Source organism: Mycobacterium sp. NPDC048908 (genome assembly GCF_043197955.1).
Lineage (GTDB): Bacteria > Actinomycetota > Actinomycetes > Mycobacteriales > Mycobacteriaceae > Mycobacterium.
Genome location: NZ_JBICUE010000007.1, coordinates 1 through 25,804, shown reverse-complemented (window position 1 = coordinate 25,804; position 25,804 = coordinate 1). Strand labels below are relative to the sequence as shown.

Sequence of the window (25,804 nt, the reverse complement as noted above, 5' to 3'; positions counted from 1 at the left end):
CTCCTAGCGGAAATGCGGAATGATCTTGTCGGCGAACCGGTCCAGTTCTGAGTCCAGTGGCTGGAACTGCAGCACGAACAACTCCACGCCCGCCGCGTGGAAGGCCTCGATGCGGTCGATGACCTGGGAGTAACTGCCGACCAAACCGGCCAATGTGCCGCCGTTGGAGCCGACGCGGCGAGAGCCGGCCAGCACCTTGTACATCTGGGTGTTCGGGTCGGTGCCCGACGCGGCCTCGGGTCTGCGCTCGCCGTCGACGAGCGACTGCAGGTACTCCAGTTCGGCCACCGCCTCGGTCTCGGTGTTGCGGGCGATCACGAAGGCGGACAGGCCGAACCGCAGCGGCGCACGGTCGCGGGGCCGGGCCCGCAGGTCGTCGATGACGTCGATCGTGTCGGCCAGCGGCCGTCCGTTGATGAAGAACACATCGGCGTGTTGCGCGGCCAGCGCACGGGCCGGTTCGGACTCACCCCCGAAGTACACGGACGGCGGCCGGTCGGGCATCGGACGGACGAGCGCGGGCTGACCACCGCCGCCGGCGATGTCGACCTGCTTGCCCGCCAACAGGTCGAGCACGATCTCCAGCCACGTCCGGGTATGGGCGTAGCGGTCATCGTGGTCGGCGGCGTCGAGGCCGAGCGCTTCCAGTTCGGGCAGGAACCAACCACTGACGACATTGATCGACAGCCGGCCGGCCGCGATGTCGCCGATATTGGCTGCCAGCTTCGCGAACACCAGCGGGTTGATCAGCAGCGGCTTGATCGCGCCGATGAGCTCGATGCGACTGGTGGCTTCGGCTACGGCTGCCAACGTCGACCACGTCTCGAGCACGTCGTCCTCCACATTGGAGGGATGAATCACGTGCTGCGCCAACAGAGTCGAGTCGAAGCCGGCCTGTTCCGCCCGGACCAGCAGGTCGCGGTTGCGGCGGTACCCGGCATCCGGCGCGTCGGCGGGGTGGTGACGAGCGCCGTGGTTGCCGTAGACCGGCGCCCACACACCGAACCGTGGTGACGTCATGAACTCGTCAGGTAGCGCTGGCGTTCCCAGTCGCTGACGTGGTTGGAGTACTGCTGCCATTCGCTACGCGCGATGGCCGCGAAGTCGCGGACGGACGCTGCGCCGAGGATGTCCAGAATGGTGTCGTCCTGCGTGGCGAGCGCCAGCGCGACACCGAGCGACTCGGGCAGCGGCGTCCCGGTGAAATAGAGGTTGCCGCCTTTCGGTTCCGGCGGTCGACGCTTCACCCGCAGCCCTGCCACCACCGCCGCGAGCGCGGAGGCGACCAACCAGTAGGGGTTCGCATCCGATGCGCCGCTGCGCAGTTCGATTCGAGTGGCTGCCGGATCGGCCTCGATGAGCGAACGCACTGCAGCGCTTCGGTTGTCGCGACTCCACGTCACCGTTGCTGGAGCGAAGGAGTCCGGAACGAACCTGCGGTACGCGTTGACCGAGTGCGCGCCGAACAATGTGATCGACGGCAGGTGTTCGAGCAGCCCTGCGATCGAATGCAACGCCACATCGTTCTCGACGCCGTTGTCCGAGGCGAAAGCCGCTACGCCGTCACGCCACAACGAGATGTGCACGTGCTGGGAACTGCCGGAGTGTTCGGAGAACGGCTTGGCCATGAAGCTGGCGATCTTGCCGTGTCTGCGCGCAACCTCCTTTGCGGCGTACTTCAGTCGCGCCGCATCGTCGGCGGCCGCCAGCGCGTCGGTGTAGACCAGGTTCGTCTCCACCTGGCCCGGCCCGTACTCGGTTTGGATGCCCTCCAGTCTGGTGAAGGCGCCAAGCGTTTCGTTCAGATCGGTGATCAGCGGGTCGAGGGCGTTGGCGTTTTCGAGTGAGTACGCGTGGATGTCGTGCTGAAACGGCGTCCCGTCCGCGGTGAGTAGATAAAACTCGAGTTCCACGCCGATCTTCGCGGTGTAACCCAGTTCGGCTAGTTGAGCCAACACACGTTTCAACACCGAGCGCGGGTCGAGCAATGACGGATTGCGGTCGTGCGCAACGATATCCGAGATGACGTGGCCGGCTCGTCGTCGCCATGGCAGCGCTCTGAAGGTCGCGAAGTCGGGTACCGCGAACACGTCGGGGTAACCGCCTGCCCAGTTGGTCAGCCCGAGGTCGTCGATGACGGTCCCGTCGGTGTTCCAGCCCAGCGAGGCCTCGCAGAACGCGAACCCGTCGCCCTTGGCGCGCTCGAGGAACTGCCCGGCCGGTATCCGTTTGCCCTGCGCGTGGCCGAACGGATCGCTCCACGCCACTTCGATCTCGGTCAGTGAGCCGTCGGTGATGCCCTGCAGCAGATCACGTTCCGTCATGCTGTCGCCTTTAAGACGCGGGTACCCACCGTGGCGCCCACCACGAACGAACCCACGAGCAGGCCAATGATGACCCACGCCAGAACGCTGGAGCCGCCGACGAGATCCCTCAGGTTGGCCAGTATCAGGATCAGCGCACCCGTCAGGCCGACCAGTCCGAGGAAGGGCGCGATGCGCACGCGCCACTGCGAGTGGCCGCGCCGGTCAGACGCGAAGAACACCAGCACCGCGACGCTGGTGGCGATCAGCAGCACCACGAATCCGACCGTGGTGGTGCCCGCGAACCAGGTGTAGAACTGCGCGGCCGGGTCGAGCTCGAAGGCCACCGCGAGTATGACGCTGACCGCGACGACACCGGAGATCCACAACGAAGCCTGATGCGGTGAGCCGTGTTTGGCGTGCGGATAGCTCAGCGACTCGGGAAGGACGTCGCGCTGCGACAGTGCGAAGACATACCACGATGCGACGTTGTGGAACGACAGGATGCAGGCGTACAGGCTGGTGAAGTACAACACGGTGATGATGTCGTTGCCGACAACGCCGATGTAGCGCTGCGCGGTGTCGGACAGGAAGGTGCTGCCCGACTGGGTGGCCCTGCTGACCGCTTCTGCGTCGCCCCATCCAGACACCAGCGCCCAACTCGTGACCGCGTAGAACGCGCCGATCAGGATCAGCGCGGCGTAGGTGGCGCGCGGAATGGTGCGCTCGGGTGTGCGGGCCTCGTCGCGGAAGATCGCCGTGGCCTCGAAGCCGACGAAACTGATCAAAGCGAAGAGCAGGCCGATCCCGACTGATCCAGAGAAGATCACGCTCGGATTGACGATGCCGGTCGACAGGCCGTGATCGCCGCCCCGCGCCACGATGACCGCGTCGAGCACCAACACGATGACGATCTCCGCGGTCAACAGCACCGCGAGCACCTGGCTGGACAACTGGATGCTGCGGTAGCCCAGGAAAGTGGTGAGGACGAACGCGACCGCCGCGAACAGCCACCACGGCAGCGCCGGGCCGCCGAACAACTCGACGACGGCCCCACCCGCCGGGCCGAGCAGGCCGTAGACGCCTGCCTCGATCGCCACGTAGCTCACCAGTGCGACGAAAGCGATGCCGATACCGGCGGGGACCCCCAGTGCGGCACGCACATAGGAGAAGAAGGCACCGGCCTCTTCGACATACGGTGTCAACGCGGTGAACCCGACGGCAAACAACAGCAAAATCACCGTCGATGCGATGAACGTCGCAGGGAACCCCGCCCCGTTGCCCGACGCCAGACCGAGCGGCACCACGCCGCCGATCACGCCGAGCGGGGCGGCTGCGGCGACGACCATGAACACGATCGCAGGCACCCCGAGGTTGCCCTTCAGCTGACGCCGCGGCGTCGCCGGCCGCTCGCCCAAAATGTCTGGGCTGGTGGTGATTTCGGACATGTTGACCGCCCTATCGGTGGAAGTTGGCTCGACGATAGGAGGAACACCCTTGGCGGCACCATATCTGGACTCACCATGAGTCATACGTGGTCACGCGGATACCGCACGAACGCGGATGCGGTTCGGCGCAGCGTGACGGGTTACAGGGTGGCGGTCAGCGGACCCATCGGCTTGCAGATCGGCTGCGGCGGGTTGCCGGTGTTGGCGCATCCCCTTCCGGTGGCGGTGTACGTCGCGCCGGGCCGGTACGGCTGAAAGAAGATCTGGGCGGAGAGGATGCCGACCTGCTGCGCGCATTGGCCAGGACCGTCGCTGCCCTGCATCTGGACACAAGCGACGGTCTGATACGCCACGGATTGGTCACAAGCCGCAACTGACAGCGTGGCCGTGACCGCGTTGGTTCCGGACAGCTGGACGACATGAGGCGGCGACAACGTGTACTGGCACGGCGGCGGGCTCAGGTCGGCGCGTGCCGAGGCAATGGCGCCCGCCAGCGCCAGCGTCACCGCGGCGGTCAGGATCATCGGCGACCGGAGCATCTCTGGATGGTAGTTCACCGAAGGTGCTGTTCATCGACGATGAACAGACACAGCGTCACTGCGAGGAATCCGGCGGGCAGCCAGATGGCGTGCACTCCGAGCGCTCGGCTGGCGAATGCCCCCACCACAGCCCCGGTGGCGAACGCGAGTATCAGCGTGCCGTACACGCCGAACGCCCGTAGCGACCCCGGTCGCCTTTCGACGAACCCGTCGTAGCCTGCCTCGACGAAGCGCATCAGGTTGCCGGTGGTGGCCACCGGCAGATAGACGAGTTCACCGATGTTGCGGAACAGCCCGATCTGCATCGCGGCCAGAAACGAGATCGGCACCGTGACGTAGCTGTGCGGGACGGAGGCCGGGACGAATCCGATCGCGGCCAGCGCGAGTGCCTGGACCGCCATCGTCCACACCAGTGGCCGGGATACGAATCGTTCCGTCCGTCCGGATTTGATGTGCGACGCCAGTCCGACGCCGGCGATGAAGGCGAGCAACGGCCAGAGATGGGCAAGCGCCGCGGCCCACTCCCGGTTCGAGGTATCGATGGCGCCGAAGATGACGTTGGCGGTCTGCACGTTGGCGAACACCCCGCCGCGCGAAATATAGGTGTGGGCGTCGAGGAACCCGTTGGCCAGGGTCAGCAGCAACGCGAACCACAGGCTTCTGGTGCGCTCGGTGTCCTCGGCCACCAGGCCAAACTAGCGCGGTCAGCGTGCGCCCAAAGCGCTCAGCATGCCCGCCGCCGACCGCGGCCAGGTGAATTGTTCAGCGCGTCGGCGCGCGCTGGTGCGGCGCAGCGGTTCGGGCTTGCTGATTATCGACGCGACCGCGCGGGCGATGGCGTCGGCGTCGTTGTCGGCGGTAGCGCCGCTGTCGGTGGTCAGGATTTCGGCGAGCGCGGACGTGCGGGATACCACTGCGGGGGTGCCCGACGCCAGCGCCTCCAAGGCGGCCAGCCCGAATGTCTCGTGTGGGCCCGGGGCGAGAGCGATATCAGCGGTCGCCAGAATGGTCGCCACCGTGTCGCGGCAGCCGATGAAGCCGGTGAAGTCGACCGGCAGGCCGGCGGCGCGCCGTTCCAGCCGCGGGCGCATCGGCCCCTCGCCGACGACCACCAACCTGGCGTCGACGCCGGAATCGCGCAGTGCGGCAACGGTGTCGATGCTGCGGTGGGCATGCTTCTCGACCGAAAGGCGCCCGCAATGCACCAGCAGAGTCTGGTCAGGACGAGCCCAGCGCTGCCGTACCGTCGCCGAGTGGCGACGCGGATGGAACTGGTCGAGATCGACACCCAGCGGCACCGTCTCGATGTTGGTCGCATGGATGCGGTCGAACTCTTCGCGCGCGAACGCCGTCGTGCAGACCACTGCGTCGTAGCTGTTGGCACTGCGGCGGTTGGCCATGTTGGCGACCGATCGCGCGATGCGTCCTGGAAGTAGCTGTCCGACAAGGCGATCCAACCGCTCGTGGGAAATCATCACCGTCGCCACCCCGCGGCGGCGACCCCAGGCGCCGAGCGAGCGAAGCGTCAGCCGGTCCGAAACCTCCAACGCGTCGGGTGCGAGGTGTCCGAGCAGCGAGGTGACCGGGCCGGGCAGCACTGCGCGATAGCCGCCGGTGAACGGGATCAGCCTGGCCGGCAACGAGATACGGACAACGCCCGACGGCAGTTCGCGCCATTCCGAGTTTTGACCCGGCACGACGAGGAAGACCTCGTGTCCGGCGGCGCGGTACTCCGCGCCGAGGCGATCCACCGCCGTGCGAAGCCCACCCGAACGCGGGCCGTAGAAGTTCGCAACCTGCACAACCCGCATGGGTGAGATCAGAACCGGCACGCGTGTTCGGTCAACAACGCGACATCAACCAGTCAGAGAACTGCCGGCGAACAGACGCGAACTTGCACAGAATCGACGCAGAATAGGCAACTTTGCGTCTGCTCGCCGGGGCTTCAGCCCACGTACTGCGTCATCCAGTCCTGGACGCGTCGCCAGGCGTCGTCCGCGGCGGCTGGGTTGTAGCGGTCACCCGTGTCGTTGAAGAAGGCGTGGTTGGCGTTCGGCTCGGTGACCAGTTGGTGCACCATCCCGGCGTGTTCCAGCGCCGCTCGCACGACCGGTTCGGTGGCGTTGACACGCTGGTCCTGCTCGCCGTAGAAGGCAAGCACCGCAACATTTTTCGAGTTCTGAAAATTGGGGTTGTCCGGCGCGGGTCCGTAGAACGGCATTGCTGCCGCCAGGTCGCCTGCGCCCGCGGCGAGCAGCTGCCAGGTCAGGCCGCCGCCCATGCAGAACCCGACGACGGCGAGTTTCTTGCCAGGCACCCGACGCGCCAACTCCCCCACCCCGGATTTCAGGTTCGCGACGAAGTCCTGCGGAGGGATCTTGCCCAGCGCCGCGGTGGCCGCGGCCGGATCGGTGAACGTCGCCGTGCCGCCCTGCCCGGACAGCAGGTCGATCGCCAGGGCCGAATAGCCGATACCCGCGAATCGGCCCGCCACCGACCGAACCCAGTCGGTGAGGCCCTTGTTCTCGTGGATGACGAGAATGCCGCCCTTGGCGTTCGGCGCCTCGGCCCAGGCCGCCTGCAGTTGACCCTGCGGGCCGGCCCAGGTGATCGGTGAGGTCGGCAGCGCCTTCGCCGAACCCGGCGGAGTCGTCGGGGCGCTGGCCGGCCCGCTCGACGTGACCGGGGCGCTCGAGGTGGCGGGTTTGTTCTCCCCACACGCCGCGATCACCGCCGTGGCGGCCGCGGTGCTGAGCCCGAGTAATGCGAGCCTGCGCATGGCCTCCCGGCGCGACAACAACCCGTCGACATGATCTGTGGCAATTTCTTCGGCGATATAGCGCTGTAGCGGCGTCACATTGGCGAGTATGCCCCTATGAACTGGACGCCGGATGCAGATGCGCTGCGCGGTCGCATGGCACTCGTTGCCGGCGCCACCCGCGGGGCGGGGCGCGGTATCGCCGCAGCGCTCGGTGAAGCGGGCGCTACGGTGATCTGCACCGGCCGAAGCAGCGTGTCGGGCAATTGCCAATCCGACTATGACCGTCCGGAAACCATTGAGGAGACAGCCGAACTTGTGACCTCCCTCGGTGGGGTCGGCATTCCGATACAGGTCGATCACCTCGACGTCGCGCAAGTGCACGCCCTTGCCGACCGAGTCCGCGACGACCACGGCGGCATTGACATCCTCGTCAACGACATCTGGGGCGCCGAGGTGCTCAAGGGTCAGCCGCCGACGTGGAACCGGCCGATCTGGGAACACAACCTCCGCGACGGTCTTCGCATCCTCGAACTCGGCGTAGGCACCCACCTGATCACCGCTCACTGCTTGTTGCCGCTGCTGGTCACCAGGCCAGGCGGCCTGCACGTCGAAGTCACCGACGGAACAAAGGAATACAACGACCACTCCTACCGGATCTCGGTCTTCTACGACCTGTCCAAGGTGGCGGTCAACAGGCTCGGCTACAGCCTCGGCCACGACCTGGCACGGTTCGGTGCCACCGCGGTGGCGGTCACCCCTGGCTGGCTGCGCTCCGAGATGATGCTCGACAACTGGGGCGTCACCGAAGAGAACTGGCACATGGCGTTGGACCCGAACCGGTCCGACGGCCCCATCGCTCCCCCCGGTTTCGCCGTGTCGGAGTCACCGCGGTTCGTCGGAAGGGGCATCGCCGCGATGGCCGCCGACGAGGACCGGGCACGCTGGAACCAGCGTTCGGTCACCTCGGCCGAACTGGCTCGGGTGTACGGCTTCACCGACATCGACGGCCACCAGCCGGACGGCTGGGCCGAGGTATAGACCCAGCTCAGCCCGTAAAGTAGACAATTTTTGCAATCTGTTCACGGATTTCGTTGACACCCGCAGGCATGGCCTGTTCTATGGCGTGGTGACCTACGACACCATCATCGCCAACGGTCGCTGGTTCGACGGCACCGGCGCTGACTCCGCGGTGCGGAACATCGGCATCCGCGACGGCCACGTCGTGGCCATCACGCACGACGAGTTGGACGGTGCGCACTGCTCGCGCGTCATCGACGCGACCGGCAAGTGGGTGCTGCCTGGCATGCTCGACATTCACACCCATTACGACATCGAGGTGCTGAACGGACCGTCGCTGTCCGAGTCGTTGCGGCACGGCGTGACGACCGTGATGCTCGGCTCGTGTTCGCTGTCGAGTGTCTACGTCGGCGGCGAGGACGCCGGCGACATCTTCGGTCGGGTCGAAGCGATCCCCCGCGAACACGTCATCAACGCGGTGAACACGCACAAGACCTGGACCAACGCCGAGGAGTACGTTGCTGCCCTCGAGGCGCGTCCGCTCGGTCCCAATCTGGCTGCGTTCATGGGCCATTCCGACATGCGCGCTGCCACCATGGGGTTGGACCGCGCGACGCGCAAGGACGAACGCCCCACCAAGCGGGAGCAGGCGCGGATGGAGCGGATGCTCGACGACGCGCTGCGGGCTGGTTTCGTCGGCATGTCGTCGCAGCAACTGCTTTTCGACAAGCTCGACGGCGACGTGTGCCGATCGCGCACGCTTCCGTCGACGTACGCCAAACCGCGCGAACTGCGCAGGCTGAAGTCCATCCTGCGACATACCGGCCGAATCCTGCAGTCGGGTCCTGATATACAGAACCCGCTGAACCTGGCGTCGCAGTTGACCCAGTCGCTCGGCATCTTCCGCAACCCGCTCAAGACCAGCCTGTTGTCGGCGGCGGATGTGAAGTCCAACCCGTACAGCATTCACGCATTGGGTCCGGCCGCTCGGCTGATCAACCGCCTCGGCGGCGACTTCCGCTGGCAGCATCTGCCGGTGCCCTTCGAGGTGTACGCCGATGGCATCGATTTGGTGGTTTTCGAGGAATTCGGCGCCGGCGCGGCCGCGCTGCACCTTCGGGACGAAGTCGAGCGCAACGCTCTGATGCGTGACGAGGCGTATCGCCGCCGGTTCCGCAAGGACTATGAGAGCAAGTTCGGTCTTCGGGTGTGGCAGCGTGACTTCTTCGACACCGAGATCGTCGACTGCCCCGACGCTTCGGTGATCGGCAAGTCCTTCGGTGAGGTGGGCAACGGTCGGGGCGGCCTTCACCCGGTCGATGCGTTTCTTGACCTGGTGCTCGAACACGGCACGGAATTACGTTGGCGGACAACAATTTCCAATCATCGACCTGAGGTGCTCAAGAAGCTGGCGCGCGACTCCGGTATGCAGATGGGTTTCTCCGACGCCGGAGCCCACCTGCGCAACATGGCGTTCTACAACATGGGCCTGCGACTGCTCCGGCACGTCAACGACGCGCAGAAGGCGGGAAAACCGTTCATGACGGTCGAGCAGGCAGTGCACCGACTGACCGGTGAGCTGGCCGACTGGTACCGCATCGACGCAGGCCATCTGCGCCGCGGCGACCGGGCCGACATCGTCGTCGTCGACCCGGACCGTCTCGACGCCACACTCGACGCATACGCCGAGGACAGGGTCGAGCAGTACGGCGGGCTGTCACGCATGGTCAACCGCAACGACGACGCGGTCAAGGCGGTGTTGGTCGGCGGTCGTCCGGTGTTTTTCAACGGCGTGCCGACCGATCTCGTCGGCACGCAACGCACCGGCCGCTTCCTGCGCGCCGCTCACAGAGCCCGGCTCTTGCAGAAAGCGAGTTACTCAGTGTCGGTTGAGGAAACAATCCATAGCATGTGGAAGGCGTTGTCGGCGCGGGACTGGGACGGGATGAAGCCATATTTGGCCGACGAATGCATCTATTACGACGTGCCCATCGGTCCGGCGGCTGCGGCGAAGGGCCCGGACGACATCGTCAAGCGCATCAGGATTGCCTTCGATCAACTGACCGCTTACCAGAACTTCCCCGGACTGCTGCTGGTTGACGGACCGAACGCCATGTATGAACACCATGAGGAATGGCATTGGCCCACAGGAGAATCCGCCGTGAACCGATTCGTCACCGTGCATCGGGTCGAGAACGGCAAGATCACGCTGTGGAAGGACTATTGGGATATGGCGACGCTTGCCAATTCTGCACCGCCTACGTGGCAAGAGGATTTGATGAAGGCCGATATGTCGTGGATGTTCGACGCGACCGGCTTGGTCTGACCCGAAAACACGCGGGATGAGCCGTTTCAAACCGGGTAATGCGTCGTGATGCCAACCTGCCGTTCGGGATTCGGGTTCCCTTAGGGCAAACGCGAGACTGCGGGCCCAGCGATATGTCATGCTTTGCTCCCAAAGAGGGGATCCGCTATGCATGCCGCCGTTCGTCCGTTCATCACCACAGGCATTGCGCTGGTGGGGGCCAGCGTCGTCGCAGTCAATCCGATCACGCCGGCGTCTCCACCCGATGACCACATCGTGAACACGGCGGTGCAGTTGACGGCCGTCCCGAGCGCCCTCGAGTTCTACCCATACGTGGTTCGGGCCACGCTCGAGAACGCCGGCATCATGGTGCAGCGGTATCTTGCCGAACCGGTCCCCATCGTCCGCGCGCTTCTCGGAGCGGAGGTCACTGCGCCGACGGACGTCCTCACGGCCCTCGGCCGGGTCGCAACGTCGTCCGTCAGCTGGGCGGTTCCCGGTGCACTCGGCGCTCTTCACGCAGTGGGAGACGTCGTAGGCGCAGGCTTGGCGCTCAATCCCGTCGACTTCGTGAATGCCCTTCTCAACGTCCCGCTGCGGATCGTGGATTCCCTGCTGAACGGCTACACCATCACGTGGTTGCAAGCCGATGTGGAGGGCCTCCTCGGCCTCGCAGGCTCGCTCATCGCGCTGAACCAGGCGATCGGAGCGGCCATCTCGGGGCTCTTGCGTCCCGCCTCGACAGCATTACTTGCTGCCGACGAGCTACCCCGGCCTGCAGCGATGAGGGTGAACCTGACAACGAGTCCGGCGGTGAACGACGACCAGGGGTCAGTAGATACGCGACTCCCCGAGCCCGGAGCCGACAGAACCACCCAGGTTGCCGATGGACCCCATGCGGGCACAACCGTCACAACGAACGAACTCTCTCAACCCGATTCGAATGCGGCAATCCAAGAACACCGTGAAACCAGCACACCCGCTGCCGAAGGTGCCGACGAACCCGACGAACCCGGCCAACCCGATGCACCGCTTCGGACCGGGCGTGAACTCGATACGTCGGTCGCGGAAGCGGCCAACGCCAGCCATGGACTCACCGACGCCCGGTCGCGCGCATCGGCAGAAGGACAGCGCGGACTCGACACCGCAACGACGGCAGTCACCAACCCGGGCAAGCATATTCGTGACGGCAACAAGGTACGCCCGAATCAGGCGGGTGGTGAGGGTGCGTCGTCCGGCAGCGATGACGGGAACGCCGACAAGCCACCAGCTGACACCGACACCGCGTCGGACGGTGCCTGACCGATGTTTGATCTGAAGATCACCGGCGCAACGGTCGTCGACGGAACAGGAGCCGACCGGTTCGCCGCCGACATCGGCATCAAGGACGGTCGAATCGCTGAGGTGCGCAGGCGAACCGGTGACGACCCAGGGCTGGAAGGGTTCGAGTACCCGGCTGCCGAGACGATCGATGCAGCAGGGCGCATCGTCACGCCGGGGTTCGTCGACATCCACACCCACTACGACGGCCAGGTCAGTTGGGATCCGCTACTGGCGCCGTCCAGCCTGCATGGCGTCACCACCGTGGTCGGCGGGAACTGTGGCGTCGGCTTCGCCCCGGTGACGCCCGGTCGTGAGCAGTGGCTCATCGAGTTGATGGAAGGCGTCGAAGACATTCCGGGTTCGGCGCTGGCCGAGGGCATCACCTGGGAGTGGGAGAGCTTCCCCGAGTATCTGGACGCGATCGAAAAGCGGCCGTTGGCAGTCGATTTCGGTACGCAGATCGCGCACGGCGCGGTCCGCGGCTACGCCATGGGCGACCGAGGGGCCCGTAACGAGGAGGCGACCGACGACGACATCGCCGCGATGGCCCGCATCGTCGAGGAGGCCATCGAGGCCGGCGCGCTTGGTTTCTCGACGTCCCGCACGGAAGGGCATCGCGCGGTCGACGGTCAGGCCGTGCCGGGCACCTACGCCGCCGAGCGCGAGTTGTTCGGCCTGGGCCGGGCGATGGCCGCGGCCGGCCGTGCCGTCTTCGAGGTGGCCCCGCAAGGCGTCGCCGGGGAAAGCCCCGCCGAGGCGTCGCTACGAGAACTCGAATGGATGGTCAAGCTGGCGGTCGAGATCGAGCGGCCGGTGTCGTTCGCGATGATCCAGACGCCGGGCGCTCCTGACCTGTGGCGAGAGATGCTCGAGCGCGCGGGCAAGGCACTCGAGAACGGTGTCGAGGTCTACGCCCAGATCGCGGCGCGGCCGTTCGGCATGTTGTTCGGCTTTCCCGGATACCACGCGTTCACGCATCGCCCCACCTTCCGCCAGTTGAAGGCCGAACTCGACCGCGACGAATTGTCCCACCGGCTGGCGGATCCGGCCGTACGTGCCGCGATACTGGCGGAGCCCGATCTGGCGCCGGACCCGACCGTGTTGTTCGACGCGATGTACGGCCTGATTCAGCACAGTGCCGACAACATGTATCCGCTCGGCTTCCCGCTCGACTATGAACCCACAGCCGATCAGACCGTCGCGGCGATCGCCGAGCGACGCGGGGAAAACGCGTTGGCCACGATGTACGACCTGATGCTCGAATGCGACGCCGGGGCGATGCTGATGCTGCCGTTCTACAACTACGCAGAGGGCAACCACGACGCCATCTACGAGATGCTCACCCACCCCGCTGCCGTGTCGGGGCTGTCCGACGGCGGAGCGCACTGCGGCCTGATTTGCGACGCCTCCTATCCGACGTTCCTGCTCTCGCATTGGGCGCGCGACCGCCACCGCGGTCCCAAGCTGTCGCTGGAGTATGCGGTGCGAAAGCAAACCCGTGATACTGCAACGCTTTTCGGTTTGTCCGATCGCGGAGTGATCGAGGTGGGCAAGAAGGCCGACCTCAACGTCATCGACATGGACGCGCTGGCGCTGGACCTTCCCCGAATGGTTTACGACCTTCCGGCTGGCGGCCGACGGCTGATCCAGGGCGCCAGCGGATACCTAGCGACCGTGGTCAGTGGAGCGGTCACCCGACGCGGCGGCGTGGACACCGGCGCGAGGCCGGGCAGGTTGATCCGCGGCGTGCGGTAGTCAGGCGAGCGCATAGACGCGGTTCGCGTTGCCGTGCGCGATCATGTCCACCACCCGTATCGCTTCGGCTTCGCTCCATTCTCGCGCGTCGACGAAACCCTGAAGCACGTGTCGCATCCCGTCCCGCCACAATCTGGCCCCGAGGTAATGCAGTTCGGGTGGGCCGAACGCATCCGACGAGTAGAGGATCTTCCGGAACGGCGCCAGCTCCAGCAGGCGACCGATGAAAGGCCCCGAGCGCGCACCGAGGTGGTTGATCGCGAGCCCACCGTCGAGGTAGACGTTGTTGTACGCCTGCGCGAGATAGCCTGCCTCGCGTTCGTACGGATAGCAGTGCAGCAGCATGATCGGGGTGTCTCCGCTTGTGCGCAGGAAATCACGCAGATGCAGCGGATTTACCTTGGCCAAGTCGCAGTCGCGGTCCCCGAAGCCGACATGAAACTGTAGCGGCTTGCCGAGGCGCAGGGCCTGATGCAGCCCGAACCGCAACAGCACCCGGTCGGTCAGCCGAGTCTGCCCGCTGTCCCGCCACCGACCCGCCGCGTCCGCCACCTCCGCGGCCGTCGGTGCGGACAGGTCGCCGTCGAAACCGCCGCGGTACGCCAGTATCGATTTGGTGGCGATCGCCGTCGCTGCCCGCTCGTCCAGAATCCGCGTGAACGCACACGCGTAGTCTTCGTCCGACGTAACGGCGGCCTCCGCCACCGATTCCAGCCTGACGATTTCGTGTACGTATCCGTCCGACAGCTCCGCGACGACGTCGAGATCGGCAACCCCGTCGGCGAATCCGGTGTCCACCAACCAATCCGACACCTTGGCATGTGACAGGAACAGCCTGGCCAGAGCGTCTTCGGAGTGTTGACTGCGGCGACTCCAGTACGAGTCGGCGTCGACGTGTCGCGGCAATCCCAGCAGCGGTGCACAGTGAGCGCGGACGGCGAATCCGAGTTGGGTGTCGAACGCCGAGTCGAAGTCGGCGAGAGGATCGGTGTTGGCCTCGTTGAGCCCGTTCTCGAACCGTGTCCGGTCCGGCGGGTCCAGCCAGCAGCCGTGCACATGATGGTCGACCAGCGGCACGGTCTCGATGTGCTCGGCCAGCAGAGACAACCTCATACACTCCACGCCAACCGGAACTTTTCGGCGAGTTCGTCAGCGCTCAGATTGCCGTATGTCCGAAGCTCGTAACGCCGGACGGCCAGCACGGCATCGACCGGTTCGTCGCCGAGAATGCCACGCATCAACGCGGATTCGTCCAGCGCATCAAGCGCGTCGGCCTGCTTGCTGGCCAGCAGTTTGGTACCGGCCTGTGCCCGCTGTTCAGCGGTGAGCTTGGCAGGGTCGACGGTGGTCTCCGGCGGTAGCCGCAGCTCGCGCTCGATGCCGTCGAGGGCGAGTCCCAGTATTGCGGCAGTCGCGAGATACGGATTGGCCGACGGGTCGATGACCTTCACCTCCACGTTGGCTCCTTGCGGATTGCTCGAGCCGCCGATCAGGTACCGCACTGCGGCTTCCCGGTTTTCGGTGCCCCAGCAGACATATGCACCCGACCAGAGTCCTGGCTGCATACGCAGTCCCGACACCACAGAGCCGGACAGGATGCCCTGCGCTTCGGCCAGCCCGGCGAGTAGACCGGCGACGGCCGACTCCCCCTCGGCTGTCATCCCACCTGCCTTCTCACCGCCGGAGAACAACGGCGTCTCATCTCGCTTCATCGAAAAATGTTGATGTGCACCAGATCCGACGCTGCCGGCAAAGGGCACCGGTGACAGGCTGACCCGCAAGCCGTATCGCCTGGCCACTCTGCCGATGATGATGCGGATCAGGACCAGCTGGTCGGCGGCGGCGACAGGTGAAAGTGGTGACAGCGAGATCTCGAACTGGTTGCGTCCATACTCGGGATGGAACTGCTCGATGGCGACGCCTGACGTCGTGGCGGCGTTCGTCACGTCTCGGACGAAGCCTTCGAACTCCAGCACCCCGGCCAGCCCGTACTGCGCCCACAGATGCGACGGCAGCTGACTGCCGTCGGGCCCGACGAGAACGAATTCCACCTCATGACCGACGACCGCGTCGATGCCTGCGTCGGCAAGCCGGTCCTCCATCCGGCTCAGCGCACCCCTGGTGCAATACGGATCCGGTGAGCCGTCTTGATTGAAGAAAGCGCCTGGGGCCCAAGCCAATCCGTCACCAAGGATGCGTAGCGCGCCCAGGTCGATTCTGATCCGCTGATCCCCCACCACGCCGGTTCGCTCACCGAAGACGGTGCCGACTTGATCGATGGCGAAGACATGCCAGACGGGGCTGGCGCCGAGGCCGGGGTCGGCGAACGTGCCCATCCGTCGAAGCGGCACGGTTTTGGCGTGCGTGAGGCCGGCCGGGTTGACGACCGTCCCGATCAGCGTGGCGACTCCGTCGGCTTCCAGTTGGGCGATCGCCGCGGCGGCGAGCGGTTTGGCTGCCATGACAGCCATTGTCCAATGATGCGACCCGAGTTACAGCGTGATCTTGCAGCTTTGGCCGATGTCGAGCGTGCGCAGCATCCGGCCCATGCCGAGCCACATCGCGCACGACAGCGCGAGATCCGTGAGCAGTTCGTCGCTGAAGTGCTCGCTGCAGCGCGTCCAGAAGTCCTCGTCGTCGCGAAGTCCGGTGTGATCGCCGGCGAAGCGCTCGGCGAATTCGGCCGCGATCCGTTCCTGCGCGCTGTAGCCCGGCCAGGTCCGCCACTCGGCGGCATGGTCGTACAGATCCTCGTCGACGCCGGCGGCGATGCCTTCGGAGTCGCGGGTGTTCTGGCACACGACGCATTCGTTGTCGAGGGCGATGACCATCCGAGCCAACTCACGCACCCGCATCGGCAGTCGGTTCTTGGTGTACACCGCGTTGGTGAACCTGGCCATGGCGACACCGATGTCAGGGGATTTCGTCACCCAACCGGCCGCGTCGTCGTCAGCGAGAGGTCCGATCCGGCTCATGGCCCGAATAATACGTGCCGAGACGGCAGAATTGGAACGCGTTCTAGAAACTGGTCCCGGTCGCTGCTAAAGGGAAGACGGCGGCCGCGACACGCACTGCGCCAGGTACAGCTGCTCGCCCAGCTTGTCCATCAGCTGCAACTGGGTCTCGAGGTAATCGATGTGTTCCTCTTCATCGGCGAGGATTCTCTCGAACAGATTCGCTGTGGTCGCGTCTTCCTTCTCGCGACACATCACGATGCCCGGCTTCAGCCGCGCCATCACTTCGTACTCGATGGCGAGGTCGGCTTCGAACTGCTCGCGCAGGGTTTGACCGACCCGCAGTGAGAACAGTCGCTGATAATTCGGCAGCCCGTCCAGAATGAGAATGCGGTCGGTGATCGCCTCCGCATGCTGCATTTCTTCGAACGATTCTTTGCGGGTGTGCTCGGCGATTTCGGTGAATCCCCAATTAGCCTGCATTTTGGAGTGCAAGAAATACTGGTTGATCGCCGTGAGTTCGCTCGTCAACTGCTCGTTGAGCAGTTTCAGAACATCGGCATCGCCTTGCATGGTCGCTCCTATGCAACGTGGGGGCTGAGTGAAGCTGCGCGGTCCGTGGTGCCCCATCAATCTAGTGCAGGCGCCACTCCGAGGGCCGCCATATGGGCTGGAGGCAGACGTGTTTTGGCCCTCGTCACCACCTACTCTGGACTGGCTACGCTAAGTAAGGTTAGACTGCGCTAACACCGCCAGCCACCTCGATCAGACAGGGGAAACGATGAGTGAGTCCGATTCACTCTCACTCATTCTTGCCTGCGATTTCCGAATCGGCGAGCGGTTCTGATCCATGTTCGTTTGCCTCTGCACGGGTACGACCAGCCACGCGGTCAGCGAAGTCGTGGCGAACGGCGCGACGACGTCCAGACAAATTGCCGAGGCCTGTGGTGCGGGTGGTGACTGCGGCCGTTGCCGCCGAACCCTGCGCGCGTTGATCGAAGCCCACTACGCCAACCGCGCATCCGAACCGGTCAGCCACTAACCCAACAGCTGTCGGACCCGTTCGACACAGAATCCCGCGAGATCGGATTCCGCGGTCAGCAGTCCCTGATCGCGGAGCCGACTTTCCAGTCGGGACACCGGAATGCCCATCTGGACCGCCGCGAGCACCTCGTTGTAACGCAGATTGCAGACCCCCCTGCCGGACATGTGTTCATAGCGAGCCACGGTTTCCTCACGGCTCGGCGTGCCTGTCAACCGCGCCACCCCCTGGTACTCCGAGCAGGCCCAGTCCACGAACAGCAGCCACGCCAGGTCCGCCTCGTGATCACCGATACAGGCGAGTTCCCAGTCCAGCACCGCGGCGACTTCAAACTGTGGCCCGTAGAGGATGTTCGACAGCCTGCTGTCACCCCAGCACAGCACCAGGTGTTCGGGCTCGTAGATGTTCTGGCGCAACCACTCCGCCGCGTCGAAAAGCTCCGGATAGCTGCTCTGTGCCGAGCCCCAGGCGAGCACCTCATCCAAGTACTCGACGGCCTGCTGCAGCGGTTGCTCTCCCCGTCGCGGCGCCATCAGCTTGTCCAGCCGCAGGCCGCGCCAGTCCAATGCGTGCACGTCGGCGATCGTCTGCACGCACCCCCACCACATGGTGGCTCGTTGGTCGGGCGTCGCGTCGAAATACAAGCCGTCCAGGTGATACGACGGGAAATCGCTCGCGCTGCCAATTGTCCGAACTTGTTCCATCACGAAGTAGGGCGTTCCGAGATCGTCGGACTGGCGGTCCAACCAGCACACGGTCGGCACCGGAATCGGGGTGTCACGCAGCCGGTTCATCACCATCACCTGACGCGTCAGGTCGTAATCCGGGTAGAGGCTGACAGCGGGCGGCCGCCGAAACACCAACCGTTGCAGTGTCGTTGGTCCGGTTCTGCCGTCCCGTTCGAGGTCGAACACGAACGTCTCGGTGGACAGCCCGCGGTCGGCGGGACGCCAGTTGACGATGCGGGCGTCGGCCGCTCCCGGAATCCGCCGTCGTACGATCGGCTCGAGAAGCGAGACGATCTCGTCCGCGGCGGGACGGGAATCCATCAGAATCAGTTCGTTCTCTTCTGCGTGAAGTCGGCCAGCGCGTCGGCGTTGGCCGCGCCCCCGAGAAGCTCGGCGAAGTGTGCGATCTCTCGTGCGGTCGCCGCCGCAATCTCCCCGCGAACCGGTTCCACGATCGTCCGCTTGACCGCCATCAGACTGGGAATGGGTCGGGAGGCGAGGATTTCGGCATGCCGTCGCGCTTCCGGCAGTAGGTCGTCGGGTTCGCACACCTTCCACGCCAGCCCCATCCGGTGCGCCTCGGTCGCGTCGACCCACTCCGAGGACATCAACAGCCACGCGGCGTTCTGCCTGCCTATCAACTGAGGCAACAGGTATGACGACGCTGCTTCGGGCGCAACCCCCAAGCTGGTGAACGGCGTCTTCAGCCGCGCGGTCGAGGACATGAAAACCAGGTCGGAATAGCCAATAACCGTTGCGCCGATGCCGACTCCGACCCCGTTGACCGCGCAGATCAGCGGCTTGGGCAGGTCGGTGAGTGCCTCGATCATGGTGGTGAAGTGGCTGCCCTGCGAGTTGAACTCGGGATCGGTGATGCGCCGGTGCATCTCCTTGAGGTCGTTACCGGCCGAAAATGCGCGTCCAACACCGGTCAGCAACACGACCGCCACCTCGGGATCGGTTGCGGCCTCGCGCAACGCAATCGCGGTTGCGTGATACAGCTCCTCGTTGAACGCATTCAGCGCTTCCGGCCGGTTCAGGGTGAGCGTGCGCACCCGGCTCTCGTCGGAGATTTGCAGGACCACGCCAGCAGCGTAATGGGTCAGCCGTTGCTGTAGACGCGGGTGGGTGCGATCAGCACCACGGTGCGGCGCTGTTCGGCCATCACCCTGTCGTATTCATCCCAGTCGTCGTGCGTGCCGCCGGCCGCGGTGAACACCTCGCGAAGCAGCAGCCGGAGCTGCTCGGCATCGGCGAGCCAAGGCGCGGTATCGTCGGGCCCCGCGAGCTCGGCGCGGCCCTCGACCGCCGCCCACATCCAGCCCTTGCGGTAAGTGACCGTCAGCTGGGGACGCGCCCGCAGATTCGCCAGCTTCACCTTTCCGTAGGTGACGAAGCCGAGCACTTCGTCCCCGGTTGCCGGATGTGCCAGCTTCCCGACATTGACGAGTGAGGTCTGGATGGTCTCGTCGGCGCGCAACGTCGAGACGATCGCGAGTCCGCTCTCGTCGGTGGCCAGCGCGACCGCTTCGTCAAGTGTTGTCATTGAATCCCTCCCCAGCAAAAGGCGTCCGGAAGACATACCGGCTCGTCGGCACGGTGTCCACGTCACGATTGGCGCCGAAAGCGGTGGTGCTGGCGACCATTTGCTCCATTCGGTCCCGCAGATCACCGTCGTCGGCCGCGCCGAAGAACGCGTGCAGGTCGGAGGTTGCTTCGATCGGGAAGAGCTCCTCGACGATCGCGTCGATGACGGGAGCCTCCGTCGTCAGCGGGTGCACCACCTTGTTCTGTATGTAGCCGAACGTCGACTGGGTGGCGATGGCGACCGGAGTGTGATCGATGTGCCAACGGTGCCGCCATGTCACGTCGTCGAGACCGGCGGGCCGTCGCAGAAGCGCGACGTTCGCCAGCCCGGGAGTGCGGTCTCCTGGGGCGGTCCGCGGCGGTGGAAGGGGTACCGATTCGGTCACCAGATACCCGGCCACCAGCTCGCACTCCTTTTCCAGCCGAGCGATAGCGGTGCGCACCTGTTCGCCGTACGACTGCTGCGTCCACAACGTCACGAATCCGACCACCGGCGGCTGCAGCGTTGTCAGGGTCATCAGCGAGGCGCGCACCGCATCGTCGCGCGCATTGACCACGAGCCCCGGCACGTGGAGGTCGAGCAATTCAGCAGTGACATCCTCGCGCAAGCGACTGCACCACGCCTCGTCGACATCGGCGTCGCGTAGGGTGATGATCACTTTCTCCACGGGACGACGCTACGCCTCCAGCCTCTCCCGGATCCTGGCGAGCCGTCGTTTCAGCTCGGCCTCGTCGATGATGCCCCGTGCCACCAACGAATGTGCCAGTGCGACGAGTTGGTTCTCGGGGTACGGCAGGCTGGCGTAGACCGTCGCCGACAGCTGGTCCTCCTCGTCGCGGCGTTCCTTGAAACTCGGGACGCTCTCGTCGCACGACGCGCGGTCCAGCGCATCGCACATGCCGTCAAGACTGGTCTTCCAAGGCGGCACGGGATTTTCGACGCCCCACTTGGCGGCCATCACCGGCCAAGTCTGATTCCGTTCGACGATCTCCTGTAGGACCTCGATGCGCTGACTCATCCGGCGTTCCCGGGATGGATCGCCGGCCTGGTGTCGGTGATGACATTGGTGGTGACGTCCGGCTTCGGTAACGCGACCCCGATCAGGCAGTCGCGCGTGATGATCTCGACCAGTTGGTCCTCGGTCCAGTCTTCGGTGCCCTTCGGCTGCAGAGGCATGACCATGAACCGGTGCTTCTGGTTGGAATCCTGTACATGCACGGTGATTTCGTCAGGGAGATAGAGCCCGAACTCCGCCAGCACCTGACGCGGCCACCGCACCAGGCGCCTGCGGTAATTCGGAGTGCGGTACCACTCCGGCGAATTGCCGAGGATCGGCCTGGGATAGCACGAGCACAGTGCGCACACGATCACGTTGTGAATCGTCGGGGTGTCGGCGAGGATTTGGAACGCCGTGAAGTCACTCGGTGTCCCCCACCCGGTGGGGTGCAGCCAGTCGACACCGACCTCCTTGCTGGCTGTCATCGGTTCTGCCAGCGCAAGCGTCTTGAATTCGGGATCACGCCACGCCTTGGCGACCAGACGGGCGGCGGGTGTCGGGCCGATCTGTTCGGCGAACTCGGTCATCAGGCGATGTTCTTCCGCGGTGAAGATCCCCTTCTCGATGCACAGTTCGCGCAGCGCGATCTCGAGCACTTCGAAGTCGGTTATCTCATCCACCATCGGCGCGACGGTGCGCTCGTGGTCATGGTCATGGTCATGGTCGTGGTCATGGTCGTGGTCATGGTCATGGTCGTGGTCCGTCATACGAAGTCCTTCCTGGACAAGCTATTTCGCAGCCTCGAGCCAATGCTCGGGAATTTCGGTCGAGATGATGTCCTGAGACGTTCCGGTGTAGCCGTAGAACAATTCGGCCAGGTTGAACCGGACGATGTAGAACCATTCCGGTTTCGCGGGACGGTCCCATGTCTCGTCCTCCGCGGCGGGGCTTTCGTATGCGACCGCCTCGATCTCGCCCCTGGCGCCGCGGACATACTCCGGGGTGCGGGTGTAGAAGATCACCGGAAGCTCACGCACCACCACCTGGTCGCCGACCTTGAACCTGGCGGGGCCGGCCTGGCCTTCATAGCACTGCGGATCGCCCTTCCCTTCCGCTTCCTCGGCATGGTTGTTGCGCTTGACCGTCGAGCCGTCACCTTCGGACTTCGGCTTGGCCTCCGGCATTTTCCCGTCGAGTCCGCTTGCGTAGCGTTCCTTGACCTCGGCCATGCGCTCGGTCAACTCGGTGAGGCCGATGTGTTGCTTCTCCACCAGGACGCGGGCGACCGCAATCAGCCAGCGACCGTAGTACGGCAGCCCCAGATACTGCGCCCGACCGACATCGACGTTGCCGATGCGGCGGCGTTCCTCCGACAGCCAGATGCCCCGCCACCCGAGCACCTCACAGATGACGTACGTCATGTGCTCCCACAGCTCGTACTGTTTGTTCTCGTACTTCATCGGGGCGTCCGGCTCACCGCCGACGTCGTGAACGGGTTTCAGGTACGCGGTGATGCGCTCATGGTCGAGCATGTCGGGCGTCGGTGCGTCGGGGAGCTCCGGATACGCGGACTTGAGCCGGGCTACGAGTTCCAGCTGGGCGGCTCGCTCGGCGGCCGTACTCATGTGGGCTCCCTTCGATTCTCGGACAGACCGCCCCATCGCGCGCAATGGACGATCGCGGCGCTACAACGGAAAAACCTCTGAGTACAGGACTTCGGATGGAAACCAGCAACACCGTCGGCGTTGTCGGCCATCGGCACCTCCGGCGGAGACGTGTGATCCGGTTAGCCGACCGTACCTCTCATAGCCGCCTCACGTGGGCAAATCGCCGACTGAGTTCAGCATCCGCTGTGCCACAAAGGTTTTGACGGGTTCGCTAAATCGGGCCGGAGTTTGCGGCGACGTCGACCGAAATTTCAGCGCGTGTGTTCACCGTTTGTGGCGCTCAGAGGGGCCAAAATGGTGCGATGACCACGGGCGGTGGCGTGATCACCCCGGCGGGCCGCGGATGGGCCAGGACGTTGCGGTTGACCACACCGGACATCGGAGCGGTGGCGCGCAGCCTGCTCGGCCTTCTCGCGGTGGCGGCCGTGGCGCTGGCGTCCGCTTCACCCCAAGCCGCTGTCTGGGCCGCTGGCGCCGCGGCTATCGCGGGCGCGATCGCCGTGCAGGACAGCCCCGCGGGCCGCGTCCCGCTCGTCATCGTCGTGTCGCTGCAACTGGGCTTCGTGGTGTTCCTCGGTGCAATCACCGCGCCCTACCGTGTGGTGTTCATCGCTGCCGTCGCGCTCTGGTGCTTCGCGGCGGCCATGCAGTGGGCGCTTGGCAGTAAACCGGCTTTGGTCGCCACGGCGGGCGCGGCCCTGTTGGTGATCTCGCCGCCCGTTCACTCGTCGCCGGGCGCGGTGGCGTTTTCGATAGTGCTGACCGTGGCCGCAGGCTGCATTCAGGCCGCGCTCATCGCGGTGTGGCCACCCCAACGCTGGCGCGGGCAACGGGAAGCGCTTACTCGCGCTTACCAGGGACTGGCCGGCGATGCCCGGCGCATCGCGGCCGACAGGACCGCTTCGGTGGGTGTCGGACCGCTGACGTGGCTGCGGGAGGCTTTCGTCGACAGCGACGCGATTCGGCGTCCGCTGGCCTATCACGGCGGTTACCGGTTGCCCGAGCGCCTGACCGCGACTCTGGGTGCAATGCGTGGCGGCGATGAGGCGGTGACGGCGCTGCTGGTGCCAGCCGCGGATTTCCTCGAAGCCATCGCGAGTCATCACTACAGCGCGCGGCGTGACGCCGAGTATGCGCTCGCCCGCGTCGATACTGGGGTAGCTGGCGTGGAAGAGCCGCAATCAATTGTTGCGCAGCGTCTTTCACAACAGCTCCACGAAGCTTTCGCGTCGCGATTTGGCGAATTCCGCCGTCCGGACCTGGTCGGCTCCATGCTTGCGGCCGTCGCGGCGATCCGTGAGCATCTGACGTGGACGTCGCCGGTGCTGCGGCACGCGGTCCGGCTGACGGCGGCCACCGCGCTGGCTGTCGCAGCAGGCCGATACGGCGTCGTCGGGTATGGCCAGTGGATCGCGTTGACCGTGCTGATGGTGCTGCGCCCGGAAACCGCTCACACGTACACACGCTGCGTCGGACGGGTGGCGGGCATTGCCCTGGGAATCGTTGTCACATGGTTGTTGACGTTGGTGTGGCAACCGGTCGGTTCGTCGGCCGCCGTGGTGTCCGCGCTTTTTCTGGCATTGACGTACGCGGTGACGCGGTACGGGTACCTGGCGGTGAGCGCTGCGCTGGCAGCCGCGGTCGCGTTCCTTCTCGACATCAATCCCGCGGCGGCACATGGCGCGGCCGTCGAGGATTTGTTGTTCGCGGTCGTCATCGGCGGCGGGCTGGCGGTGGTGGCCCATGTCGTGTTTCCGGACCATGCGCTGATCCGGTTGCATCAGCGCGCGGGCGAATTGCTGAAATCCGAAATCGACTATGCCGCAATGGTGATCAAGGCCTTCGTGCACGAACTCGATGACCCCGCCGAATCGCTGTCTTCTGCGTGGCAGCGGGCGTTCCGGGCACGCGCGGCATTCGAGGCGGCGTCGGGCGCGACTCGGACGGATTCGCGCGAGCTTCGGCGGTGGCTGCGGTCGTATCGGGCGGCGCTGAATGGCGTCACCAGCGCCTGCACCGCTCTGGAGGCGACTTTGACCAGCGAGCCATCCACCGCGCTGACCCCGGAATTCGTTGCTGCCGTGGATGATTACGTCGACGCGCTGCGTGGTGGACCACCCAACGCGGCCAAGCCATGGACCGTCGACATCGCCGAGTTGACCGCGGCGCATCAGCAGGTGCGCCAGCAGGGTGCGAGGCTCGCGGCCGACAACGCCGCCGCACGAGTGCTGGTCGCAGAGGTCGGGGCGATCACCAGGAACCTTGCGGACATCGCCACCAGTCCTCAGCCTGCCGCGTCCTAGCACGTGGGTGTGACATTTTGGGGTGGTTATCCCCAGGCTGGTGTTTGTCCACAGGTGGCGGGTTGGCCGCTGGGATTGGTCGGGGGTGGTGGATAACGTTGTGGTGTGGGCGAATTCATGACCGGTGCGGCGGCGCGGGAGCAGTTTGACGCGCTGGCCGATCAGGTCGATGCCGCCTATGCCCAGATGCGGCAGTTGTGCTCGACGGAGGTAGGTAATGCGTATCGGACCCGGTTCGCCGAACGGTTGGAGACCCAGGCGCGCGCCAATCGGGGGTTGATGTATCGGTTCTTCGGTCAGATCGCCGATCCGCCCGATGAGGCCAGGATGGCCCCCAGGATGGTCAACAGTCTGGCCGCGCGGTTGCGGATCACCCCCGGTGAGGTCAAACGCCGGATGACAACGGCGGCCACGCTGTGCCCGCGCCGCCAACTGTCCGGTGCACCGCTGCCACCGCAACTGCGGTATGTGGCCGCCGCCGTCGCGACCGGGCAGATCGGTGAGGACCATGTGAAGGTGATCGCCAAGGCGATCAAGGATCTGCCCGCCAATGTGTCGGTGCGCGACCGCGACGAGGTGGAGGCCTCGCTGGTGGGTGAGGCGCGCAAAACTGATGCCGAGATCGTCAAGAAGCTGGCCGAGCGTGTCGATGAGATCTTCAACCCCGACGGCGACTTCACCGATGAGGATCGTGCGCGGCGGCGCGGGCTGACGCTGGGCCCTCAAGGCCACGACGGAATGTCGAAGCTATCCGGCTATGTCGACCCCGAAACCCGCGCCTACGTGGAGAGCTGCGCGGCGGCCGCACGCCCGGGTCGCCACCTGCCCGGCGGCGGCATCGACGCAACCCCTGACGACCGCAGTGCCGCGCAGCGTTGCCACGACGGAGTCAAACTCGGGCTCAAGGCCGGCATCGCCTCGGGCGGGTTGGGCAGCCATCGCGGGATCCCGGTGACGGTGATCGCGCGCACCACCGCCACCGAACTCAACCAGGCCGCCAACGCCATGACCGATCCGGCGGTGCCGATGCCGGCGCCGGCGCGCACCGGTGGGAACACCTGGTTGCCGATGCGT

Annotated in this window: 25 protein-coding genes and 1 pseudogene; 8 read left to right on the top strand and 18 right to left on the bottom strand. The window is 65.4% G+C overall.

The genetic code is table 11. The features are described 5' to 3' along the window. Window positions 1–3: 3 nt before the first annotated feature. The 7 genes from ACGFK1_RS19150 to ACGFK1_RS19120 all read right to left on the bottom strand — a co-directional run bounded on the left by ACGFK1_RS19150 (window position 4) and on the right by ACGFK1_RS19120 (window position 7,147). Complete coding sequence (locus ACGFK1_RS19150; protein ID WP_393432470.1) at window positions 4–1,020, bottom strand: LLM class flavin-dependent oxidoreductase; 1,017 nt, start codon at window positions 1,018–1,020, stop codon at window positions 4–6. Further along, a complete protein-coding gene (locus ACGFK1_RS19145) occupies window positions 1,017–2,324 on the bottom strand; it encodes a glutamine synthetase family protein (RefSeq protein ID WP_393432468.1) in 1,308 nt (435 codons plus the stop codon). The genes ACGFK1_RS19150 and ACGFK1_RS19145 overlap by 4 nt, the downstream gene beginning before the upstream one ends. Further along, complete coding sequence (locus ACGFK1_RS19140; protein WP_393432466.1) at window positions 2,321–3,751, bottom strand: APC family permease; 1,431 nt, start codon at window positions 3,749–3,751, stop codon at window positions 2,321–2,323. The genes ACGFK1_RS19145 and ACGFK1_RS19140 overlap by 4 nt, the downstream gene beginning before the upstream one ends. Before the next feature lie 140 nt (window positions 3,752–3,891). Continuing rightward, window positions 3,892–4,290, bottom strand: coding sequence for a hypothetical protein (locus tag ACGFK1_RS19135; RefSeq protein WP_393432462.1), 399 nt, complete (start codon window positions 4,288–4,290; stop codon window positions 3,892–3,894). A 14-nt stretch (window positions 4,291–4,304) separates the two neighbouring features. After that, window positions 4,305–4,976, bottom strand: coding sequence for a YoaK family protein (locus ACGFK1_RS19130; protein ID WP_393432459.1), 672 nt, complete (start codon window positions 4,974–4,976; stop codon window positions 4,305–4,307). Window positions 4,977–4,994: 18 nt separating this feature from the next. Continuing rightward, complete coding sequence (locus ACGFK1_RS19125) at window positions 4,995–6,101, bottom strand: glycosyltransferase (RefSeq protein WP_393432457.1); 1,107 nt, start codon at window positions 6,099–6,101, stop codon at window positions 4,995–4,997. A gap of 134 nt (window positions 6,102–6,235) precedes the next feature. After that, window positions 6,236–7,147 (bottom strand): dienelactone hydrolase family protein, encoded by a 912-nt coding sequence (locus ACGFK1_RS19120; protein WP_393432454.1) that lies wholly within the window; start codon window positions 7,145–7,147, stop codon window positions 6,236–6,238. A gap of 18 nt (window positions 7,148–7,165) precedes the next feature. Between ACGFK1_RS19120 and ACGFK1_RS19115 the strand changes: the two genes are divergently transcribed. The 5 genes and pseudogenes from ACGFK1_RS19115 to ACGFK1_RS19095 all read left to right on the top strand — a co-directional run bounded on the left by ACGFK1_RS19115 (window position 7,166) and on the right by ACGFK1_RS19095 (window position 13,451). Continuing rightward, entirely contained in the window at window positions 7,166–8,089 is a 924-nt protein-coding gene (locus tag ACGFK1_RS19115) for an SDR family oxidoreductase (protein ID WP_393432451.1), read from the top strand. An 88-nt stretch (window positions 8,090–8,177) separates the two neighbouring features. Next, window positions 8,178–9,923, top strand: a pseudogene (locus ACGFK1_RS19110) (amidohydrolase family protein); the annotation flags it as partial. Window positions 9,924–9,977: 54 nt separating this feature from the next. Next, entirely contained in the window at window positions 9,978–10,394 is a 417-nt protein-coding gene (locus ACGFK1_RS19105; protein ID WP_393433179.1) for a nuclear transport factor 2 family protein, read from the top strand. A gap of 147 nt (window positions 10,395–10,541) precedes the next feature. Continuing rightward, window positions 10,542–11,675 carry a hypothetical protein gene (locus ACGFK1_RS19100; protein ID WP_393432448.1) on the top strand — a complete coding sequence of 378 codons (1,134 nt, stop codon included), beginning with the start codon at window positions 10,542–10,544 and terminating at the stop codon, window positions 11,673–11,675. 3 nt (window positions 11,676–11,678) lie between these two features. Next, window positions 11,679–13,451: an amidohydrolase family protein gene (locus ACGFK1_RS19095; protein ID WP_393432445.1), complete on the top strand. Its 1,773-nt coding sequence runs from the start codon at window positions 11,679–11,681 to the stop codon at window positions 13,449–13,451. Here the strand turns inward: ACGFK1_RS19095 and ACGFK1_RS19090 are convergent, their stop codons facing one another. The 4 genes from ACGFK1_RS19090 to bfr form a co-directional block, all read right to left on the bottom strand. Continuing rightward, a complete protein-coding gene (locus tag ACGFK1_RS19090; protein WP_393432442.1) occupies window positions 13,452–14,564 on the bottom strand; it encodes an amidohydrolase family protein in 1,113 nt (370 codons plus the stop codon). Continuing rightward, window positions 14,561–15,922, bottom strand: a complete 1,362-nt coding sequence (locus ACGFK1_RS19085; protein WP_393432439.1) for a glutamine synthetase — start codon at window positions 15,920–15,922, stop codon at window positions 14,561–14,563. The genes ACGFK1_RS19090 and ACGFK1_RS19085 overlap by 4 nt, the downstream gene beginning before the upstream one ends. A gap of 21 nt (window positions 15,923–15,943) precedes the next feature. Then, window positions 15,944–16,426 (bottom strand): carboxymuconolactone decarboxylase family protein, encoded by a 483-nt coding sequence (locus tag ACGFK1_RS19080; protein WP_393432436.1) that lies wholly within the window; start codon window positions 16,424–16,426, stop codon window positions 15,944–15,946. A gap of 66 nt (window positions 16,427–16,492) precedes the next feature. Next, the gene (gene bfr, locus ACGFK1_RS19075; RefSeq protein ID WP_393432433.1) at window positions 16,493–16,978 is read right to left on the bottom strand and encodes a bacterioferritin; all 486 of its coding nucleotides are present in this window, start codon (window positions 16,976–16,978) and stop codon (window positions 16,493–16,495) included. Window positions 16,979–17,255: 277 nt separating this feature from the next. On the opposite strand from bfr, the gene ACGFK1_RS19070 reads away from it, so the two are divergent. Next, entirely contained in the window at window positions 17,256–17,447 is a 192-nt protein-coding gene (locus ACGFK1_RS19070; RefSeq protein WP_393432430.1) for a bacterioferritin-associated ferredoxin, read from the top strand. On the opposite strand, the gene ACGFK1_RS19065 is transcribed toward ACGFK1_RS19070, so the two are convergent. Genes ACGFK1_RS19065 through ACGFK1_RS19035 form a run of 7 tightly spaced genes read right to left on the bottom strand, consistent with a single transcriptional unit; the run spans window position 17,444 to window position 22,385 of the window. Continuing rightward, complete coding sequence (locus ACGFK1_RS19065) at window positions 17,444–18,496, bottom strand: phosphotransferase family protein (protein WP_393432427.1); 1,053 nt, start codon at window positions 18,494–18,496, stop codon at window positions 17,444–17,446. The genes ACGFK1_RS19070 and ACGFK1_RS19065 overlap by 4 nt on opposite strands. Before the next feature lie 5 nt (window positions 18,497–18,501). After that, on the bottom strand, window positions 18,502–19,260 hold the full coding sequence (locus ACGFK1_RS19060; RefSeq protein ID WP_393432424.1) for an enoyl-CoA hydratase/isomerase family protein: 759 nt from the start codon (window positions 19,258–19,260) through the stop codon (window positions 18,502–18,504). 17 nt (window positions 19,261–19,277) lie between these two features. Beyond that, complete coding sequence (locus ACGFK1_RS19055; protein ID WP_393432421.1) at window positions 19,278–19,721, bottom strand: TIGR03618 family F420-dependent PPOX class oxidoreductase; 444 nt, start codon at window positions 19,719–19,721, stop codon at window positions 19,278–19,280. Next, window positions 19,708–20,430, bottom strand: a complete 723-nt coding sequence (locus tag ACGFK1_RS19050; RefSeq protein ID WP_393432419.1) for a hypothetical protein — start codon at window positions 20,428–20,430, stop codon at window positions 19,708–19,710. The genes ACGFK1_RS19055 and ACGFK1_RS19050 overlap by 14 nt, the downstream gene beginning before the upstream one ends. 9 nt (window positions 20,431–20,439) lie before the next feature. Beyond that, complete coding sequence (locus tag ACGFK1_RS19045; protein ID WP_393432416.1) at window positions 20,440–20,781, bottom strand: thiocyanate hydrolase; 342 nt, start codon at window positions 20,779–20,781, stop codon at window positions 20,440–20,442. Beyond that, complete coding sequence (scnC, locus tag ACGFK1_RS19040) at window positions 20,778–21,527, bottom strand: thiocyanate hydrolase subunit gamma (RefSeq protein WP_393432413.1); 750 nt, start codon at window positions 21,525–21,527, stop codon at window positions 20,778–20,780. The genes ACGFK1_RS19045 and scnC overlap by 4 nt, the downstream gene beginning before the upstream one ends. A gap of 21 nt (window positions 21,528–21,548) precedes the next feature. Then, on the bottom strand, window positions 21,549–22,385 hold the full coding sequence (locus ACGFK1_RS19035; protein WP_393432410.1) for an SH3-like domain-containing protein: 837 nt from the start codon (window positions 22,383–22,385) through the stop codon (window positions 21,549–21,551). A gap of 344 nt (window positions 22,386–22,729) precedes the next feature. Between ACGFK1_RS19035 and ACGFK1_RS19030 the strand changes: the two genes are divergently transcribed. Beyond that, window positions 22,730–24,730, top strand: coding sequence for an FUSC family protein (locus tag ACGFK1_RS19030; protein ID WP_393432407.1), 2,001 nt, complete (start codon window positions 22,730–22,732; stop codon window positions 24,728–24,730). A 105-nt stretch (window positions 24,731–24,835) separates the two neighbouring features. Then, window positions 24,836–25,804 (top strand): DUF222 domain-containing protein (locus ACGFK1_RS19025; protein ID WP_393432405.1); only part of this gene is annotated, 969 nt, incomplete at its 3' end.

Coding starts and splice junctions, on each gene's coding strand:
- ACGFK1_RS19150 (WP_393432470.1), bottom strand. CDS start 1,020: ATGACGTCACCACGGTTCGGTGTGTGGGCGCCGGTCTACGGCAACCAC.
- ACGFK1_RS19145 (WP_393432468.1), bottom strand. CDS start 2,324: ATGACGGAACGTGATCTGCTGCAGGGCATCACCGACGGCTCACTGACC.
- ACGFK1_RS19140 (WP_393432466.1), bottom strand. CDS start 3,751: ATGTCCGAAATCACCACCAGCCCAGACATTTTGGGCGAGCGGCCGGCG.
- ACGFK1_RS19135 (WP_393432462.1), bottom strand. CDS start 4,290: ATGCTCCGGTCGCCGATGATCCTGACCGCCGCGGTGACGCTGGCGCTG.
- ACGFK1_RS19125 (WP_393432457.1), bottom strand. CDS start 6,101: ATGCGGGTTGTGCAGGTTGCGAACTTCTACGGCCCGCGTTCGGGTGGG.
- ACGFK1_RS19115 (WP_393432451.1), top strand. CDS start 7,166: ATGAACTGGACGCCGGATGCAGATGCGCTGCGCGGTCGCATGGCACTC.
- ACGFK1_RS19105 (WP_393433179.1), top strand. CDS start 9,978: ATGTGGAAGGCGTTGTCGGCGCGGGACTGGGACGGGATGAAGCCATAT.
- ACGFK1_RS19100 (WP_393432448.1), top strand. CDS start 10,542: ATGCATGCCGCCGTTCGTCCGTTCATCACCACAGGCATTGCGCTGGTG.
- ACGFK1_RS19095 (WP_393432445.1), top strand. CDS start 11,679: ATGTTTGATCTGAAGATCACCGGCGCAACGGTCGTCGACGGAACAGGA.
- ACGFK1_RS19090 (WP_393432442.1), bottom strand. CDS start 14,564: ATGAGGTTGTCTCTGCTGGCCGAGCACATCGAGACCGTGCCGCTGGTC.
- ACGFK1_RS19085 (WP_393432439.1), bottom strand. CDS start 15,922: ATGGCTGTCATGGCAGCCAAACCGCTCGCCGCCGCGGCGATCGCCCAA.
- ACGFK1_RS19080 (WP_393432436.1), bottom strand. CDS start 16,426: ATGAGCCGGATCGGACCTCTCGCTGACGACGACGCGGCCGGTTGGGTG.
- bfr (WP_393432433.1), bottom strand. CDS start 16,978: ATGCAAGGCGATGCCGATGTTCTGAAACTGCTCAACGAGCAGTTGACG.
- ACGFK1_RS19070 (WP_393432430.1), top strand. CDS start 17,256: ATGTTCGTTTGCCTCTGCACGGGTACGACCAGCCACGCGGTCAGCGAA.
- ACGFK1_RS19065 (WP_393432427.1), bottom strand. CDS start 18,496: ATGGATTCCCGTCCCGCCGCGGACGAGATCGTCTCGCTTCTCGAGCCG.
- ACGFK1_RS19055 (WP_393432421.1), bottom strand. CDS start 19,721: ATGACAACACTTGACGAAGCGGTCGCGCTGGCCACCGACGAGAGCGGA.
- ACGFK1_RS19045 (WP_393432416.1), bottom strand. CDS start 20,781: ATGAGTCAGCGCATCGAGGTCCTACAGGAGATCGTCGAACGGAATCAG.
- scnC (WP_393432413.1), bottom strand. CDS start 21,527: ATGACGGACCACGACCATGACCATGACCACGACCATGACCACGACCAT.
- ACGFK1_RS19035 (WP_393432410.1), bottom strand. CDS start 22,385: ATGAGTACGGCCGCCGAGCGAGCCGCCCAGCTGGAACTCGTAGCCCGG.
- ACGFK1_RS19030 (WP_393432407.1), top strand. CDS start 22,730: ATGACCACGGGCGGTGGCGTGATCACCCCGGCGGGCCGCGGATGGGCC.